The organism is Bradyrhizobium sp. Ken01, assembly GCF_055807355.1.
In genome coordinates, this window is record NZ_JBVVPC010000003.1 from 283,999 (window position 1) to 301,494 (window position 17,496).

Consider the following 17,496-nt stretch of genomic DNA (forward strand, 5'->3'; position numbering starts at 1 on the left):
CATTGGCTCTTCCGATGCCCCGACCTCCAAAGCCGTCCGAGTTGATCGAGACTATCTATGACGCGGGTCTCCACCCGGAGTTGTGGAGCGAGGTCGTTGTCAAACTCAATGCCTTCATCGGCAGCCAGGCCTGTGGTCTGATTTCGAAGGACCCGGTCAGCAAATCGGGCGCGACGCATTATTACTGCGGAGTCGATCCGCACTACATTCAGCTCTATGCGGAGACCTACTCCCGGTACGACCCGCTCGCTCGGCTTCCGCGCTACGGCGAGGTGCGCAACATCCCCGATCTCGTGGATTTCGACGAATATCGCCGCGGCCGCTTCTACCAGGAATGGCTGCGCCCCCAAGGTTGCGTCGACGTCGCCAACGTGGTGCTCGAGCAGTCGAAGTCGTCCTGTCCGATGCTGATGACGGTGATCCCGGGCAGGGAGATGCTCGACGCCGAACAACGGGCGCGGATGCAGTTCCTGGTTCCGCATGCGAGCCGGGCGCTGCTGATCAACCGGGCCATCGAACGGAAGCAGCAGCGCGCGATCGCGCTCACCGACGTCGTGGACCGACTCAACGCGGGCGTCATTCTGCTCGATTCGACCTGTCATATCGTCCACAGCAATCTGGCCGCGGAGACGATCCTGGCCGTCGATGATGTCCTGCGGTCTGTCTCGGGCCGGTTGGTGGCAAGCTCCTCCGCTGCAAACTCGGCCCTGCGCGATATCTTCCGCGACACAAGCGAAGTCGCTTTGGCGGCATCTTCGGGGCGGAAAATTCCGCTGATATCGCGTGACGGTTCCTACTACGTCGCGCAAATCATCGCGCTGCCGTCATTGCTGCGCGAGGGGACGGCCGAGCGCAGTTCGGCCGTAGGAGCCTTGTTCATCTGGAAAGCGGAACTCGACGGCCGCTCATGTGCCGGTCTCATTGATCGCACCTTCGAACTCACGCCTGCGGAACTGAGGGTCTTGCAGTCGATCGTCGATGTCGGCGGCGTGCCGGAGACCGCGGTTGCGCTCGGTATCGCAGAGACGACGGTGAAGACGCATCTGCATCGGGTGTTCGCCAAGACCGGCGTTTCTCGTCAAGCCGATCTCGTCAAGCTCGCAGCTGGATTCTCCAATCCGCTCGTGCACTGAGACGCGTTCAAAACGCAGGCGAGTCGCAGCAGCTCGCAATAGGTTCAATCAGAAACATCATTAGAAAGTTATCGCGCGTCGTTCGATCGAATGACGCGATTTTCCGCGCTCTATTCTACTGAACATCACGCGGTCTGTTGTTCGACATGTCAGGCATTGTGTGAAGCAACTCACTGCAGGCGGAAGTGGATCCCGTCAATCTCTCGAACAGATTGAGAGGAGATTGTCATGCGAACGGCGTCACCGGTTCTGACAGGCAGGTTCCGCGATATCGTCGCCCGCATAGGCGCGGTACTCCGCGCGCAGCGGGAAATCGACGCGCAGCGCGTGTTGCAACGCTATCGCCACCTGCTGGACCGGCCGCACGAAGCGCCGTGTTTGAATGAAATTATTCCCGTCTCCCGTGAAGAGGATACTTTTGAAAATGCCAACGGAGTTGATCCGCGCGAGCCCAAGACCGGCCACCCCAAATTCGAGCGTGCGTAACGTCAGCATCGTCGCCATTGCGCTGACCGCGGCGCTCGTTGCTCTCCAACTGGTCGGCCTCGCGATGCTGGAGCGATCGCACGCTTACGCGCATCCGTCGGTTCCACTCGTGCCGGCCGTTTGCACCGAGAGCGCCGATATCCCGGTCTTGCAAATTCCCTACGACTGACCGGAGGGCGGATTGTGCCTGATGTCACGACTGTGATGCTGCTCAGCGCCGCCGTGTTTGCCGGTGCGTTCGTCTCCGGGCTCTCGGGATTTGCCTTTTCCGCAGTGGCGGGCGCCATCCTGCTCCGGGTGTTTCAGCCGCTCGAAGCCGTGCCGCTGATGATGGCGTGCAGCATCGGCGTGCAGGCCACCAATCTGTGGGCGCTTCGGCGCAATATTCGCTGGGAAGGCAGTCTGCTGCTGATCGTCGGTGGCTTGATCGGCGTTCCCATTGCGGTGTCGCTGCTCCAGAGCACCGATACGCATCTGCTCCGGCGCGGCTTCGGCATCATCGTCGCACTCTATGCGGCCTACATGCTGCTGCGGCCGACGCTGGTGACGGCCGGCGAGGCGGTCGGGCGACACTGGGTCGCGTTGATCGGGTTCGGGGGAGGGCTGGTCGGCGGGCTGACCGCGATGCCCGGCGCGATCCCGACGATCTGGTGCGACATGCGCGGCGTGCCCAAGAGCGAGCAGCGCGGTCTGGTGCAGCCGTTCATCGCCGCGATGCAGCTGTTCGCGATCGCGCTGCTGATCGGACATCAGGATCTGTCGTCAAAAGTCTTCGTCGATCTCGCGGTCAGCCTGCCGGCGCTGTTCGCCGGCTCCGCGCTCGGCGTGATCGCGTTCCACAGGGTCAACGAGACGGTCTTTCGCAAGACCGTGCTCGTTTTGTTGTTGCTGTCAGGGATTTCCCTGATCTAGTGCCCGACGGGTTGCACCGGCGCCGCGCTGGTGTCGCTGCCGTGATGCGTCAGCGGCTTCATGCCGGTGACCGTCCGCAGCAGCACATAGAACACCGGCGTCAGGAACAGGCCGAATACGGTGACGCCGATCATGCCGGAGAACACGGCGACGCCCATGGCGCGCCGCATCTCCGAGCCGGCACCGGTCGAGAGCACCAGCGGCAGCACGCCCATGATGAACGCCATCGAGGTCATCAGGATTGGGCGCAACCGCAGCCGACTCGCCTCGATGGCGGCCCGGACCGGCGTGCGGCCTGCGAACTCGAGCTCGCGCGCGAATTCGACGATCAGGATCGCGTTCTTGGCCGAGAGTCCCACCAGCACGATCAAGCCGATCTGGGTGAAGACGTTGTTGTCGCCCTTGGAGATCCAGACGCCGAACATCGCAGCCAACAGGCCCATCGGCACGATCATGAGGATTGAGAGCGGCAAGGTCAGGCTTTCATAGAGTGCGGCCAGCACCAGGAACACCAGCAGGATCGCCAGCGGGAACACCCAGAGGCCGGAATTTCCGGCGATGAACTCCTGATAGGTCAGGTCGGTCCATTCGAAGGCGAAGCCGGGCGGCAATGTCTCCGCCGCGATCCGCGTCGCGACCTCCTGTGCCTGGCCGGAGGAAAAGCCGGGCGCAGCCGCCGCGTTAATGTCGGAGGACAGAAAGCCGTTGTAGCGGATCGCGCGCTCGGGGCCCGCGCTCTGGCGGATCGTGAGCAACGCCGACAGCGGCACCATGTCGCCGGAGGACGAGCGCACCTTCAACTGCTTGATGTCGTCGGCACGCGCGCGGAACGGCGCGTCGGCCTGCACGTAAACGGAATAGGTGCGGCCAAACTTGTTGAAGTCGTTGACGTAGTAGGAACCGAGATAGATCTGGAGCGTGTTGAACACCTCCGTCACGGGGACGCCGAGCTGGAGCGCCTTGGTGCGGTCGATGTCGGCAAAGAGCTGGGGCACGTTGACCTGGAAGCTCGAGAACACGCCGGCGATCTCCGGTGCCTTCTGCATCGCCGCCATGAACGCATTCGTCGCCTGGTTCAGCGCCTCATAGCCGAGGCCGGCGCGATCCTCGATCTGCAGCTTGAAGCCGCCGATGGTGCCGAGACCGTTGACCGGCGGCGGCGGGAACATGGCGATGAAGGCTTCCTGAATCCCGGAGTATTTCTTGTTGAGGTCGGCCGCGATTGCATTGCCGCTCAGCGCGGGGCTCTTGCGCTCGTCGAACGGCTTCAACGTTGAGAACACGATGCCGGCGTTGGAGGAGTTGGTGAAGCCCGAGATCGACAGGCCCGGGAATGCAACCGAGCTCTCGACACCGGGCTGGGTCAGCGCGATGTCGCTCATCTTGCGGATGACGTCTTCGGTGCGGTCCAGCGTTGCGCCATCAGGCAGTCGTGAGAAGCCGACCAGATACTGTTTGTCCTGGCCCGGCACGAACCCACTCGGCACCTGCTGGAACAGGAGCGCGGTCACGCCGACCAACGCCACATAGAGTCCCATCACTGCGGCCTTGCCCGAGATCACCTTGGTAACGGTGCCGCTGTAATTCTCTGACGAGCGTGTGAACACCTTGTTGAATCCGCGGAAGAACCAGCCGAGGCCCTTTTCCATGATGATCGTTAGCCGGTCCTTAGGCTCATTGTGTCCCTTGAGCAGCAGCGCCGACAGGGCCGGCGACAGTGTCAGCGAATTGATGGCGGAGATCACGGTCGAGATCGCGATCGTCAGCGCGAACTGCTTGTAGAACTGCCCGGTGAGGCCGGAGATGAAGGCGAGTGGCACGAAGACCGCGATCAGCACCATCGCGATCGCGATGATCGGGCCGGAAACTTCACGCATCGCCTGATAGGTCGCATCGCGCGGCGACAGCCCGCCTTCGATATTGCGCTCGACGTTCTCGACCACGACGATGGCGTCGTCGACGACGATACCGATCGCGAGCACGAGCCCGAAGAGGCTGAGCGCGTTGATCGAGAAGCCGAACACGTGCATCACCGCGAACGTGCCGACGATCGATACCGGCACCGCGAGCAGGGGAATGATCGAGGCGCGCCAGGTCTGCAGGAACAGGATCACCACCAGCACCACCAGCGCGATCGCCTCCAGCAGGGTGTGGATGACGGCCTCGATCGAGGAGCGCACGAACTGGGTGGGATCGTAGACGATTTGGTAGGACACGCCTTCCGGCATGTTCTTCTTGATCTCGGCCATGGTGGCACGGACGTGATCGGAGATCTCCAGCGCGTTGGAGCCGGGCGCCTGAAAGATCGGGATCGCCACTGCCTGCTTGTTGTCGAGCAGCGAGCGCAGGCCGTATTCGGACGCGCCGAGCTCGATGCGGGCGACGTCGCGCAAGCGCACGACTTCGCCACGCGTACCGGTCTTGACCACGATGTCCCCGAATTGCTCTTCATTCGCGAGCCGCCCTTCGGCATTGACGGACAGTTGCAGGTCGATGCCCTTGATGTTCGGGGAGGAGCCGACTACGCCGGCAGCGGCCTCGACGTTCTGCGCCTGGATCGCCTTGACGATGTCGCTCGCAGTCAGTCCGTGTTCGGCGGCCTTCTGCGGATCGACCCAGACCCGCATCGAGTAGTCGCCAGCGCCATAGAGCTGGACGTCGCCGACGCCGTCGATCCGTGCAAGACGGTCCTTGACGTTGAGCACGGCATAATTGCGCAAATACGTCATGTCGTAGCGGCCGTTGGGTGACAAGAGATGCACGACCATGGTGAGGTCGGGCGACGACTTCTTGGTGATGATGCCGAGCTGGCGCACCACGGCCGGCAGGCGCGGCTCGGCCTGCTGCACGCGGTTCTGCACCAGCTGCGTCGCCTTGTCAGGATCGGTGCCGAGCCGGAACGTCACCGTCAGCGTCATCGCGCCGTCGGTGGTGGCCTGGCTCGACATGTAGAGCATGCCTTCGACGCCGTTGATCTGCTCCTCGATGGGGGTAGCCACCGTCTCGGCGATCACCTTGGGATTGGCGCCGGGATAGGTCGCGCGCACGAGGACGGAGGGCGGCACGACATCGGGATATTCCGAGATCGGCATCGCGAACAGCGAGATCAGGCCGGCGAGGAAGATCAGGACCGACAGCACACCGGCAAAAATCGGACGATCAATGAAGAACTTCGAGAGATTCATGGCTTTGCCCCTGCGCGAGAGACAGCTCTTCCGTCATTCCCGGGCGCGGGCAAAGCCCGCAAACCCGGAAATCCAGAAGCGATGTCTTGGTAGTTCAACGAATTCGACATTCCGGCTCGCGCTGCCCGCGCGCTCCGGAAGCGGAGAGTGCTAGCGCTGCGCGACGTCCTGATTGCTGTGGTTGGAGGCCTGCTGCGGCCCGCGCGCGCCCATCGCCGCGATCTCCGTCTTGAGGAGGGCACCCGGGCGCACGCGCTGGAGGCCGTTAACTACGATGCGGTCGCCGGACTTCAGGCCCGCGGTGACGATGCGCAAGCCATCGACCGCGCCGCCGAGCGTGATCGGCCGATAGACCGCGCGGCTGTCGTCGCCAACCGCCATCACGAACTTCTTGTCCTGGTCGGTGCCGATCGCGCGTTCGTCGATCATCACCAGCGCCTGCTGCTTCGGTTGGCCCATGCGCACGCGGGCGAACTGACCGGGGATGAGACGCCCGTCCTCGTTGTCGAACACCGCGCGGACACGGATGGTGCCGCTCTGGCCGTTGACCTGGTTGTCGATGAGCTGGATGTGCCCCTTGGCCGAGAGACCGCCGGAGGTCGCCATCGCGACCGGGATCTGGTCGAGATTGCCGCGCTTGCCGGAGTCCTCGGAAATCGAGTTCAACGCCCGCACCACCAGCTCTTCATCCGCATCGAATGAGGCATAGATCGGATTGACCGAGACCAGCGAGGTCAGCACCGGAGAGGCGGTGCCGGCGGCGACGAGATTGCCGACGGTGATTTCGATCTTGCCGACGCGGCCGTCCACGGGCGCACGTACCTCGGTGTAATCGAGATTGAGTTTTGCGGTCTGGAGCGTCGCCTCGGCCGCCTTCACGTTGGCGATGGCCTCGCGATTGGCATTGTCGCGCTGGTCGTAGTCGCGCCGCGTGACCACCGCGTTGCCGACCAGTTGCGCGCCGCGCTCGAGCTCATTCTGCGTGAACACCACGCGCGCTTTCGCGGCTTCGAGTTGGGCCGCGGCCTTGTCGACCTCGGCCGCGTAGGGCGCCGGGTCGATCTTGAAGAGGACGTCGCCTGCCTTCACCAACGCACCTTCGGTGAAGTTGGTCGAAAGGATCGCACCGGCCACGCGCGGGCGTAGCTCGACGCGTTGGATGGCCTCGAGCCGGCCGGAGAAATCGTCCCACAGCACCGTCTGCTTTGGTTCGATCAGCGCGATAGTGACGGGAACGGCTTGCTCGGCCGCGGCGGTCGCGGTCGCCTGCGCGGCACGAAAGTAATGGCCCGTCGCGATCGAGCCGGCTACGACGAGAGCGCCCACGATGGCGACGCCGCCGAGAAGGCGGCGAACACGGCCAGGGCGAGAGGTATTTTGGGAGGGGGGCATTTGCGCGCTCCAGATATGTAGTGTTCACTACAGATGTGGAGCTGGATACCGCAGCGCAAGATACTTATGTACCGTCCGCTAAGAAAATTGTAGCCGCTTACCGCAAGAGTTGGCAAGCGGAAGAGAAAATAAAGCGAGAACAAAGAGATAGGATCCGGCGTTAGGTTGAGAGACGATGCCGATTTCGAGGAGAACAGGCACATGGGCATGGGACGCCCCCGCGAATTCGACGCCGAAACGGCGTTGGACCAGGCGATGGAAGTGTTTTGGCGCCATGGCTACGAGGGTGCCACGATCGCTCAGTTGACCGAGGCCATGGGGATCAATCCGCCCAGCCTCTATGCCTGTTTCGGCAACAAGGAAGGGCTGCTGAAGGCCGCACTCGACCGCTACACCAAATTGCGCAACGTCTGGATGGATGAGGTGGTGGCGGCACCCACCGCCCGCGACGTCGCCGAGCGGATGCTGATGGGCATCGCCGACAAGCAAACTGATCCGGCCAACCCGCCGGGCTGCCTGCTTGTGCAGGGCGGCATTGCGTGCGGCACCGGATCAGAGAGCGTCCCTTTTGAACTCGCCGCCCGCCGCGCCGAGAACGAAGATCAGCTCCGCGATCGCTTCATTCGCGCAAAGGCCGAAGGCGATCTCAAGGAGAGCGCCGACCCCGCGGCACTCGCACGCTATGTCTCAGCGGTATCCGTCGGTATGGGCGTGATGGCGTCTTCGGGCTCGGACCGCGAAGCGTTGCAGCAGGTCGCGAGTGTCGCCGTACAGGCGGTCGAGGCGCAATCGACTGAAAGAACCTGACGACCGTTGCCGCCTTCCTCTATCATCTCACCGATTGCGTGGCAGCCAGCGACGGCGGCGGGACGAAGCCGCCGAACGCGTGTTCGATCAGTCCGGCGAAGGCAATTGTGGTGCGGTCCTCGAGATAAGGCCCGATGATCTGGATGCCGATCGGCAGGCCCGATGGCGTGCGCTCGATCGGAACGGCGGTCGCAGGCAGTCCGCAGGTCGAAGCGGGGTCTGCCCAGATGAAGCACGCATCGGCATAGTTGTAGAGCTGTCCGTCGATATCGAGTTGCCGCGCGTCGAACGGCTCTGACTGGTCCTGTGGAAACGCCGGCACGGCCGCGGCCGGATAGATCACTGCGTCGAAATCTCGGAACAGTTCCTGCCACCGTTGTTGGAGCCGCAAGCGCGCCGCATCGGTCGCCAGCCATTCGCGATGGACCATCGCCCAGCCGCGCGCGCCCTCTGCCTGCAGGCTGCGGTCGTCGGGCGAGAGTGCCGCGGCAACGCCTTCCGCCTCTGCGAGGGCGGCCGGTGTCAGGCGTGGACTTCGCGCCGCGTTCAACAGCTTCATGTAGAGCCGCGCGGATTCGGCGAGATCGGGCAGCGACGTGCTTGAGCGAGCGACCCGTGCGCCTGATCGTTCGAGCCGGTCCGACAGCCGCCCGATGGCGGAACGCACGGCATCGCCCGTCGGCATCAACGGATGCGTATCGATCACGAGGATCCTGAAATCCCTGAGCTGGTCGTGGCGCGGGGCCGGCAGCGCAAGACGATAGCCGATCCCGTCGCGCGTCTCATCCGGCCCCGCGATCACGTCGAGGGCGAGCGCAAGGTCCGAGGCGGTGCGCGTCATCGGCCCGACGACGGCCAGATCGCCCTGGCCAGGCGCGGGCGGTGCCGGCGGAAGGCTGTATCCGCGCAGCGGGACCAGGCCGAGGCTCGGCTTGTGTCCGAACACACCGCAGAAATGCGCCGGGACCCGGATCGAGCCGCCGATATCCGAGCCCATCGAGAGCGGACCGAATCCCGCGGCCAGCGCCGCGCCCGATCCGCCTGAAGAGCCGCCGGGCGATCGGCCGAGGTCCCACGGATTGTTCGTCGTCCCGTGGATATCATTGTAGCTCTGAAAATCCCGCAGACCGATCGGGATGTTGGTCTTGCCGATGATGATGGCGCCCGCCGCCTTCAACCGCGAGACGACAAGGGCGTCCTCCGCCGGTTGGAAATCTTTGAAATGCGGAAAGCCCCATGTCGTCGGCAGGCCGGCGACGTTGAACGGTTCTTTCAACGTCACGGGGATGCCGAGCAATGGCAGGCGCTCGCCGCGGCCAAGCGCGGCATCAGCGGCGCGTGCGGCGTCTCTTGCGCGATCGAAATCGCGAGCGATGACGGCATTGATCCGCCCGTCCAGCGCCTCGATCCGCGCGATCGTATGATCGATCAACTCCGACGCAGAAAGTTTGCGTGCGTGCAGGGCGCTCAGCAGTGTGCTGATCGAACCATAGTCCCAGTCAGTGGCGGTCAATCCGGGCGGCATCACGATCTCCATTGCCTTGCATCGCCGCGCTGATGTCGTTCGGCTGCAAATCAATCCGAGGATTGAGCATGCAGTTTGGCAGATGGGATGAGGAGGCCGCGCAACGGGAACCAGATCTGTCCGCCGGTCGGGGTCCGAAGGCGGCGCCTGGCAATCAGATCGCGGGATACGCACCTCTTGCCGCGATCTACGCGCGATCGATGGGCTCTGTACGCGCTGCTGCTCACGTGGCATTGGGGGCGGTGAAGCCTGGATACTGACGAGCATGTTCGCCCTGACATTCCTTGGCACTTCGGCGAGCGTTCCGTCCGCGGAGCGCAACCATCCCGCTCTCCTGGTGGAGGCAGCGGGCAAGCGCGTTCTCATCGATTGCGGCGAGGGCACACAGCGCCAGTTGCTGCGCAGCGGCGCGGGCTTTCGACGGCTTGACCGCATCCTGCTGACGCATGCCCATCTCGATCACGTGCTCGGCATCCCCGGTCTCTTCTCGACGCTGGGGTTGCGTCAGCAATCGGACGCGATGACCGTTCATGGAGGGCAGGGCACGCTCGACATCGTCATCCGCATGCTTGCTGGCCTGTGGGGCGCGGGCAGGGCGCCGATCCCTGTGGAGTTCGCGCCGCTGGCCGAAGGACAGGTTATCGACGCCGGCGACTTCACCATCGATTGCTTTCCGGTTCGCCACCGCGACACCGACAGCTTTGGTTTTTGCTTCCAGAGTCCCTCACGTCGCCATCTTGAGCGGGCGCGCCTCGCCGAGTTCGGTGTTCCCGATGGGCCGATGCGCGGAGAACTGGCCGCGGGACGACCAGTCGTGATCGCCGGCCGCACGATTGATTCCGAAGACGTCATGGGGCCGCCGAGCGGCGGCAGGAAACTCGTGGTGATCGGCGACACCGAAACCACCGAGGGGCTGTCCAAACATGTGGCCGACGCCGACCTGCTGGTGATCGAGGCGACCTTCCTCGATTGCGACGCCGCGACCGCACCGGACTATGGCCACCTCACCGCACGCGAGGCGGCTTCATTTGCCGCCGCGAACAACGTCGGGCAACTCGTGCTGAATCACATGTCCGGGCGTTATCGCGACGAAGAGATTCTGGCCGAAGCGACGATAATTTTTCCGAACACGCGGATCGCCGCCGACTTCGATCGCATCGTGATCTAGCGGCAGCGCTCAAAGAGAGCGCAACCTCTGACGGTCTGATTGTGAGCCGCTTAACCTGCGGTGGCTGGGGAACTAGGATTCGAACCTAGACAAACAGAGTCAGAGTCTGTTGTGCTACCGTTACACCATTCCCCAACGGAATAGCCGAACAAATTCAAGGACTTGTTGATTTGTCCGGCTGCGGCCGATGGCACTTATCGCGCAAATCACGGCTCAGGCGTGGAGGGTTTCTACCCGCTCGGCTGTGGGCTGGCAAGCGCTGCGACGCAGGGATGTTTTGCGGTTCACCTGCGGCCTGCGGGCCGTGGGGTGGAGGCTCCGGCGGAGCGCCGCGGCGGCGCGCGACCGTTTGCCTCATCCGAAATCACGCTTCCCGGTCGGATCGTTACGCGCCCCATCGTCCTTCGGACACACAACAAGGAGATCCGTGATGCCCTATGTCGATGGTTTCGTGCTGGCCGTGCCGAAGGACAAGATCCAGGCCTACAAGGCGCTGGCGACAACGGCCTGCGCGATCTGGATGGAGCACGGTGCGCTCGATTATGTCGAAAGCATCGGCGACGACGTGCCCTATGGCGAGCTCACCTCGTTTCCGCGTGCGGTGATGGCGAAGGAGGACGAGATCGTGGTGTTTTCCTGGATCGTCTATCGCGACCGGGAGACTCGCGACGCCGTCAACAAGAAGGTGATGGCGGACCCGCGGCTGAAGTTGGACGGCATGCCGTTCGACGGAAAGCGCATGATCTATGGCGGCTTCACGACGCTGCTGACGGCGAGCGACCCCGTGGGGTGAGGCGCTGACCCAGCCCACACGTCGGTGCTTGTCTATGCAGCATCGTGGCAAGCCGTTTTGCTTGCCGGTACCGGGCCAGCATGCCATCCTCTCATCGCCAGGCATAAACAACGGAAGCGGGCGCTTAGCCGAGCTTCCAAAAAATCTGGTTGGGGAAACCCTTTGGGAGGTCTGATTTCATGAGATTGAAGCACGTCACCGGGCTGCTTTGCGCGGCCGCGATATCCGTTGCGTTCGCTTCTGGCACGCAGGCCCAGGACAAAATCGTCAAGATCGGCGCGATCCTGCCGATGTCCGGCGGCACCGCCTCGATCGGGGCGCACGCCAAGGCGGCGCTCGAGGTCGCCATGGATATCATCAACAACGCTCATCCCGAACTCGGGACTCTGCCGCTGGCCAAGAACGCAGGCCTTGCGGGCCTCGGCGGCGCCAAGATCGAGATCGTGTTCGCCGACAACCAGGGCAACCCGGCAACAGGCCAGAACCAGGCGCTGCGCCTGATTACGGAAGACAAGGTGGCCGCCGTGTTCGGCTCCTATCAGTCTGGCGTCACGCTGACGTCGAGCGCGATCGCCGAGAAATACGGCATTCCCTTCCTGAACTCCGAGTCGGTCGCTGCCAATCTCACCGAGCGCGGCTTCAAATGGTTCTTCCGCACCACGCCGATCGCCACCGACTTCGCCAAGGCCTATGTCGATTTCCTCGCCGACATCAAGGCGCAGGGCGCCAAGACCGATGCAATCGCGCTGGTTCACGACAACACCGAATACGGCACCTCGGTCGCCAACACGATCAGCGCCGCCTTCAAGGAGAAGGGCCAGGCCATCGCAATTGACGTCGCCTATCCCGTCAACGCGACCGATGTTCAGGGCCAGGTGCTCCAGCTCAAGGACAAGAAGCCCGACGTGATCATCATGATCAGCTACACGTCGGATGCGATCCTGTTCGCCAAGACCATGCAGTCGCTCGACTACAAGCCGGCGGTGCTTTTGGCCGATGACGCCGGCTATTCCGATCCCTCCTTTATCAAGGCGGTCGGCAAGATATCGCAAGGCGTCTTCAACCGTTCGTCATGGTCGGTGGGGCCGGCCGGCTCACCGTCGGCCATCATCGCCGACATGTACAAGAAGAAGAGCGGCGAGGAGATGGACGACACCGTCGGCCGTCAGATGCAGGGCTTCTTCGTGCTGACCGACGCGATCGACCGCGCCGGCTCGACTGAGCCTGCAAAAATCCAGGCCGCGCTGAAGGCGACGGATCTGAAGCCCGAGCAATTGATGATGGGCTACAAGGGCGTGAAGTTCGACGACAAGGGCCAGAATATTCTCGCGTCCGGGCTCATCATCCAGCTCCAGGACGGCGAGAACTACACCGCGGTGTGGCCGAAGGCCAACGCCGCGAAGGCGCCGGTGCTGCCCTACAAGGGCTGGTGAGATTTGAAGGCGGGGCTGCGCGCCCCGCCACTCCCGAAATGATTTGATCAGAGCAACACTGGCTCATGTCCTTTGTCCTCGTACAGGTGATCGTCGGCGGGCTTCTGCTTGGCGCCGTCTACGCCCTGTTTTCCTCAGGCCTCACGCTGGTCTGGGGCATGATGAACATCGTCAATTTCGCGCATGGCGATTTCGTCATGCTCGGCATGTATGTCGCCTATGTCGTCTACACCCTGATGGGGGGAGGGCCGCTCCTCGGTGCGCCGCTGGCGACGCTGGTGCTCGCGACCGTCGGCGTCGTCGTCTATTTCGCCCTGATCCGCGATATCATGAAAGGGCCGATGCTGGCGCAGATTCTCGGCACTTTCGGGCTTGCGCTATTGCTGCGCTATTCCGTGTTCTGGTGGTTCGGGGCCAACTTCCTGTCGATGCCTCCGAACATCGTGGGGGGCACTTATGCGTTCGCGGGCCTGCGCATCGAGGCCTCGCGGCTGCTTGCCGGCGTGGTCGCGCTGCTCGTCACGTTCGGGCTGCATCTGCTGCTGACGCGGACGTCGCTCGGTTCGAAGATGCTGGCGGTGGCGGAGGATCAAACCGCAGCCCAGCTGATGGGCATCCGTCCCGACACCATGCAGGCAATCGCCTGGGCGATTGCGGCCGGCGCCACCGGGCTTGCCGGCGCGCTGATCGCGAACTTCTTCTACATCGTGCCGACCGTCGGCGAGACGCTCGGCATCGTCGCCTTCGTCACCGTGTCGCTCGGCGGTTTTGGCAGTGTGCCGGGCGCCCTTGTCGCAGGCCTGCTGATCGGCGTGATCGAGTCGCTGTCGGGCTATCTGATCGGCGCGATCTACAAGGACATCGTCGTCTATGTCCTGTTCCTGCTCTTCCTCTGGTTCCGGCCACAGGGCCTGATGGGGAAGATGTGATGAGCAAGCTGTGATGCGGCGCTTGATCTGGCTCTCAGTTGTCGCGGCGATTGCGATCGCCTATCCGCTGCTGCTGTCCTCGCCGTTCCAGCAGCGCGTGGGCGCGCTGGTGCTGCTTTATGCGATTGCGGCATCCGCATGGAATATCGTCGGCGGCTATGCCGGCCAGGTTTCGGTCGGCCACGTCGTGTTCTTCGGCTGCGGTGCTTATGCCGCGATGGGATCTTACGCAAAGTTCGGCCTGTCGCCCCTGTTCGGCATTCCCGGCGGGATCGTGCTCGCCGTGGCGCTGGCCGCGATCATCGGCGTGCCGACGCTGCGCCTGTCGGGCCATTATTTCAGCATGGCGACAATCGCGGTCGCCGAGACGATGCGGCTGATCGTAACCAACACCGACTGGCTCGGTGCGGCGGTCGGGCTCTCCGGGCCGACGGTGCCGCGCAACATCTTCGATCTCTCGTTCCTGTCGTCGCTGCCGTACTACTATCTCTTCCTCGCAATCCTCGCGATCACTTTGTTGATCACCTGGTGGATGACCAACAGCCGCATGGGATTTTACCTGCGCGCGATCAAGGATTCCGAGCGCGCGGCGCGCTCGCTCGGCGCACCCGCCAGCCGCACCAAGCTCTACGCCTACATGCTGAGTGCGGCGCTGACGAGCGTTGCCGGCGCGCTCTATGCCATGATGTTCGGCTTCGTCGATCCCGAGTCGGGATTCGGCATCCTGATTTCGGTGAAAATTCTGATCATGGCGGCGCTCGGCGGGGCAGGGCTATTGTTCGGACCTTTGGTCGGTGCCGCGATCCTGGTGCCGCTGGAGGAGATCTCCAACAGCTGGCTCGGCGGCAAGGGCGCCGGGCTCACCTTCGTGCTCTATGGCGCGATCATCGTCGTGATCGCGCGTTTCCAGCCGGGTGGCTTGCTCAGCCTGCTCACGCGGCGCAGCAAACCGACCAAGGACACGGGAGCTGGCCATGCTCCTTGAGGCACGCGCAATCACTAAGGCGTTCGGCAGCTTCAAGGCGGTGGACGACGCCTCCGTGACCTTGGAGCAAGGCGACATCCTCGGCTTGATCGGCCCGAACGGCGCGGGCAAGTCCACCTTCTTCAATTGCCTGACTGGCGATCTCAAGACCACCTCGGGCCGCGTCCTGTTCGAGGGCCGCGACATCACCGACTTCACGCCGGAGCTGCGCGCCGGACTTGGGCTCGCCCGTACCTTCCAGGTGCCGCAGACCTTTGAGGGCATGACGGTGCTGGAAAACGTCATGATCGGCGCCTTTCTGCGCACCTCGCATCGCAAGAACGCCGAGACCAAAGCGCGCGCGGTGCTTGAGCGCGTTGGCATGATCAGGCTTGCGGATGCGCCGGCACGCTCGCTCGGCACGCCCGGCCGCAAGCGGCTGGAGATCGCACGGGCGCTCGCGACCGAGCCGAAGGTGCTTCTGCTCGACGAAGCCATGGCCGGCCTCAACGCCCATGAGGTGAGGCTCGCCATCGATCTGGTGCGCGACATTCACCGTTCCGGCATCACCCTCGTGATCGTCGAGCACATCATGGAAGTTATTATGTCGCTCGCCAGCCGCGTGATGGTGTTCCACCAGGGCAAGGAGATCGCCCGCGGCTCGCCGCGCGAGGTCACCTCCAACCCGGCGGTGATCGAGGCCTATCTCGGCAAGCGTGCAGCGAAGGCAGCCGCCGGCCACACGCCAGTCGAGCTGATGGGCGGGCCGGACCTATGAGCGAGCCGTTGCTGCGGATCGAGCACCTCGAGGTGCGCTACGGCGATCTCATCGGCGTGTCCGACGTCTCGCTGGAGGTTCCCGAAGGCAGCGTGGTCGCGCTGCTCGGCTCCAATGGCGGCGGCAAGACCACGACGCTGAACGCGATCGCCGGCCTCATTCCCGTGCATTCCGGATCGATTCGCTTTCGCGGCGAGGACATCGCGGGCGAGAAGGCGTTTGCGATCGTGCGCAAGGGGCTGGCGCTGTCGCCGGAAGGTTGGCGGCTGTTCGTGCAGCAGAGCGTCGAGAACAATCTTCTGCTCGGAGCAACGCCGCTGCGCGACAAGTCGCGTCAGGCCACGCTGCTCGAACGCGTCTACGAGATCTTTCCGCGCCTGAAGGAACGCCGCAACCAGCGCGCCGGCACCATGTCCGGCGGCGAGCGGCAGATGCTCGCGGTCGGGCGCGCGCTGATGAGCGACCCGAAGCTGTTGATGCTGGATGAACCGTCGCTCGGTCTCGCGCCGGCGGTGGTCGAGTCCATGTACGAGACCTTCGGCCGCCTGCATCGCGAGGGCCTGACCATTCTGCTCGCCGAGCAGTCGATCGAGCTCGCACTGGAGGTCTCGGATTTCGCCACGGTGCTCCAGGTCGGCAAGAGCGTGCTGTCAGGCACGGCGGCCGCGCTCGCGGAGGATCCGCAGGTGCAGAAGGCTTATCTCGGGGTGGACTGATCGGCGTCCGTTCGCAGCAACCGCGGGATGTCAGCGAATGATGTTATGCTTGCAGTTTGCGAGCCTGCCGGGAGATTGGATCGTGTTCTCAGACGGGCTCGGATTCGATGTTGGGGTCGCCCGACAACTTTTGAAGGAAGTCGGGGACGGCGAAGGCGTCGCCTATCTGGAGGCGTTCATCGCGAAAGGCTCTGTCATGGCCATGATCGAGATGGCTGAATATCTGCATGACAAGGGCGATCAGCCAGCCAGTCTGGCGCTGATGGCGCGAGCCGGGGCATCGATCGCTGCCGACGATTGCGAGTCATGGCTCTAGCTCGCCGGAGCCTTGCGAAGAGGGCTCGGGGCCGGAACCCCCAGGGAGCGCTACTTCAGGGCCTTCGATCTGAAGGAGCGGGTGGCCGAGTCAGGTCATTTGGCGACGATCCGAGAGATGATCGTGAATTGTTTTGACGGCCTCAACGGCACGCCGAAAGATAATGAGCGTGCCGTGTATTGGCTCAGCAAAGCCGCGGAGCTCGGGGACGAGGAGGCGAAGCAGATCCTTCGCGAGGAAGGACTGTCATAGCTCCGCCTGAAGCAGCAGCAACAGGCAGCCGGCCAGCCGCGTCTCCATCTCTTTCGACGAAAGCGACAGCGGGCCGGGATCGTTGAGGATGGCGTTCACCAGCGTACCGAGGACGATTTGGAAGCCGAAGGCGATGGTGCGGGTCTTGGCAACCTTGCGTCGCTTGCCCATGGCCGACAGCAGGAGAGGGGTGGCGCCCATCGTGGTGGCTTTCGCCAGCGCCTTGAACGCCGACCATTTGTCCGGGCGGTTGTCGTCATGCTGGAGCGCGGCGCGCAGCACGCCCTCGTGGTTGCGCATCCAGGCGATGATGCCTTTGACAACGATTTGGCAGAGCTCGCCAAGGCCTGTCTCGGGCGACGGCTGCCTGATCTCGCCCAGTCGGTGCTCGCCGTCGCGCGCGGCCAGCGCCATCAACGCGTTGAAATAGGCCTCCTTGCTCTCGAAGCGGCTGTAGAAGGCGCCAACGGTGGCGCCGACCTCGGTGCAGAGTGCTTCGATCGAGAGCTCGGCGAGGCTGCGCGTCCGCAGCATCTCGGCGCCGGCGCGCAGCAGCGCCAGCGTCGTCTCTCTGCTGCGCTTCTGGCGCGACGGGGCGACGCCGGGCAGGTCGAAATCGCGAACCCCGGGGTCTTCGGAACGTGGCTGCTTCCGTGCTTGCATCGCGGCTAAATGATAATCATAATTCTTATTATAATTTAGGTGGG

The 17,496-nt window shown here is 63.6% G+C and carries 18 protein-coding genes and 1 tRNA gene; 14 read left to right on the forward strand and 5 right to left on the reverse strand.

The annotated features are described in order from the left end of the window. The first annotated feature begins 14 nt into the window (after positions 1 to 14). The 4 genes from AC0L3S_RS05325 to AC0L3S_RS05340 all read left to right on the forward strand — a co-directional run bounded on the left by AC0L3S_RS05325 (position 15) and on the right by AC0L3S_RS05340 (position 2,531). Positions 15 to 1,133, forward strand: coding sequence for a helix-turn-helix transcriptional regulator (locus AC0L3S_RS05325; protein WP_473278331.1), 1,119 nt, complete (start codon positions 15 to 17; stop codon positions 1,131 to 1,133). Between the two features lie 228 nt (positions 1,134 to 1,361). Further along, positions 1,362 to 1,619 (forward strand): hypothetical protein, encoded by a 258-nt coding sequence (locus AC0L3S_RS05330; protein ID WP_473278332.1) that lies wholly within the window; start codon positions 1,362 to 1,364, stop codon positions 1,617 to 1,619. Next, complete coding sequence (locus AC0L3S_RS05335) at positions 1,612 to 1,788, forward strand: hypothetical protein (RefSeq protein WP_473257574.1); 177 nt, start codon at positions 1,612 to 1,614, stop codon at positions 1,786 to 1,788. The genes AC0L3S_RS05330 and AC0L3S_RS05335 overlap by 8 nt, the downstream gene beginning before the upstream one ends. A 14-nt stretch (positions 1,789 to 1,802) precedes the next feature. Further along, positions 1,803 to 2,531 (forward strand): sulfite exporter TauE/SafE family protein, encoded by a 729-nt coding sequence (locus tag AC0L3S_RS05340; protein WP_473278333.1) that lies wholly within the window; start codon positions 1,803 to 1,805, stop codon positions 2,529 to 2,531. Here the strand turns inward: AC0L3S_RS05340 and AC0L3S_RS05345 are convergent. Both AC0L3S_RS05345 and AC0L3S_RS05350 read right to left on the reverse strand, forming a co-directional pair. After that, on the reverse strand, positions 2,528 to 5,716 hold the full coding sequence (locus AC0L3S_RS05345; RefSeq protein WP_473278334.1) for an efflux RND transporter permease subunit: 3,189 nt from the start codon (positions 5,714 to 5,716) through the stop codon (positions 2,528 to 2,530). The genes AC0L3S_RS05340 and AC0L3S_RS05345 overlap by 4 nt on opposite strands. Positions 5,717 to 5,866: 150 nt before the next feature. Continuing rightward, complete coding sequence (locus AC0L3S_RS05350; RefSeq protein ID WP_473278335.1) at positions 5,867 to 7,108, reverse strand: efflux RND transporter periplasmic adaptor subunit; 1,242 nt, start codon at positions 7,106 to 7,108, stop codon at positions 5,867 to 5,869. A gap of 201 nt (positions 7,109 to 7,309) precedes the next feature. Between AC0L3S_RS05350 and AC0L3S_RS05355 the strand changes: the two genes are divergently transcribed. Then, positions 7,310 to 7,915, forward strand: a complete 606-nt coding sequence (locus AC0L3S_RS05355) for a TetR/AcrR family transcriptional regulator (protein WP_473278336.1) — start codon at positions 7,310 to 7,312, stop codon at positions 7,913 to 7,915. A gap of 22 nt (positions 7,916 to 7,937) precedes the next feature. Here the strand turns inward: AC0L3S_RS05355 and AC0L3S_RS05360 are convergent, their stop codons facing one another. Then, on the reverse strand, positions 7,938 to 9,440 hold the full coding sequence (locus tag AC0L3S_RS05360) for an amidase (protein ID WP_473278337.1): 1,503 nt from the start codon (positions 9,438 to 9,440) through the stop codon (positions 7,938 to 7,940). A 265-nt stretch (positions 9,441 to 9,705) separates the two neighbouring features. Here AC0L3S_RS05360 and rnz point away from each other — a divergent pair, with 265 nt between their 5' ends. After that, positions 9,706 to 10,608, forward strand: a complete 903-nt coding sequence (rnz, locus tag AC0L3S_RS05365; protein WP_473278338.1) for a ribonuclease Z — start codon at positions 9,706 to 9,708, stop codon at positions 10,606 to 10,608. Positions 10,609 to 10,669: 61 nt separating this feature from the next. On the opposite strand, the gene AC0L3S_RS05370 is transcribed toward rnz, so the two are convergent. Then, a tRNA-Gln gene (locus AC0L3S_RS05370) sits at positions 10,670 to 10,743 on the reverse strand. A 295-nt stretch (positions 10,744 to 11,038) separates the two neighbouring features. On the opposite strand from AC0L3S_RS05370, the gene AC0L3S_RS05375 reads away from it, so the two are divergent. The 8 genes from AC0L3S_RS05375 (at position 11,039) to AC0L3S_RS05410 (ending at position 16,789) form a co-directional block, all read left to right on the forward strand. Beyond that, positions 11,039 to 11,401, forward strand: a complete 363-nt coding sequence (locus AC0L3S_RS05375; RefSeq protein WP_473257559.1) for a DUF1428 domain-containing protein — start codon at positions 11,039 to 11,041, stop codon at positions 11,399 to 11,401. A 179-nt stretch (positions 11,402 to 11,580) separates the two neighbouring features. Further along, a complete protein-coding gene (locus AC0L3S_RS05380) occupies positions 11,581 to 12,834 on the forward strand; it encodes an ABC transporter substrate-binding protein (protein WP_473278339.1) in 1,254 nt (417 codons plus the stop codon). 65 nt (positions 12,835 to 12,899) lie between these two features. After that, positions 12,900 to 13,763, forward strand: coding sequence for a branched-chain amino acid ABC transporter permease (locus tag AC0L3S_RS05385; protein WP_473278340.1), 864 nt, complete (start codon positions 12,900 to 12,902; stop codon positions 13,761 to 13,763). Between the two features lie 13 nt (positions 13,764 to 13,776). Next, on the forward strand, positions 13,777 to 14,748 hold the full coding sequence (locus tag AC0L3S_RS05390; protein WP_473257553.1) for a branched-chain amino acid ABC transporter permease: 972 nt from the start codon (positions 13,777 to 13,779) through the stop codon (positions 14,746 to 14,748). Then, complete coding sequence (locus AC0L3S_RS05395; RefSeq protein WP_473278341.1) at positions 14,738 to 15,505, forward strand: ABC transporter ATP-binding protein; 768 nt, start codon at positions 14,738 to 14,740, stop codon at positions 15,503 to 15,505. The genes AC0L3S_RS05390 and AC0L3S_RS05395 overlap by 11 nt, the downstream gene beginning before the upstream one ends. Further along, the gene (locus AC0L3S_RS05400) at positions 15,502 to 16,221 is read left to right on the forward strand and encodes an ABC transporter ATP-binding protein (protein WP_473278342.1); all 720 of its coding nucleotides are present in this window, start codon (positions 15,502 to 15,504) and stop codon (positions 16,219 to 16,221) included. Before AC0L3S_RS05395 ends, AC0L3S_RS05400 begins: the two co-directional genes overlap by 4 nt. A 49-nt stretch (positions 16,222 to 16,270) precedes the next feature. Beyond that, a complete protein-coding gene (locus tag AC0L3S_RS05405; RefSeq protein WP_473278343.1) occupies positions 16,271 to 16,537 on the forward strand; it encodes a hypothetical protein in 267 nt (88 codons plus the stop codon). 81 nt (positions 16,538 to 16,618) lie between these two features. Beyond that, complete coding sequence (locus tag AC0L3S_RS05410) at positions 16,619 to 16,789, forward strand: hypothetical protein (RefSeq protein WP_473278344.1); 171 nt, start codon at positions 16,619 to 16,621, stop codon at positions 16,787 to 16,789. Here the strand turns inward: AC0L3S_RS05410 and AC0L3S_RS05415 are convergent. Further along, positions 16,784 to 17,452 carry a TetR/AcrR family transcriptional regulator gene (locus AC0L3S_RS05415; RefSeq protein WP_473278345.1) on the reverse strand — a complete coding sequence of 223 codons (669 nt, stop codon included), beginning with the start codon at positions 17,450 to 17,452 and terminating at the stop codon, positions 16,784 to 16,786. The genes AC0L3S_RS05410 and AC0L3S_RS05415 overlap by 6 nt on opposite strands. Between the last annotated feature and the right edge of the window lie 44 nt (positions 17,453 to 17,496).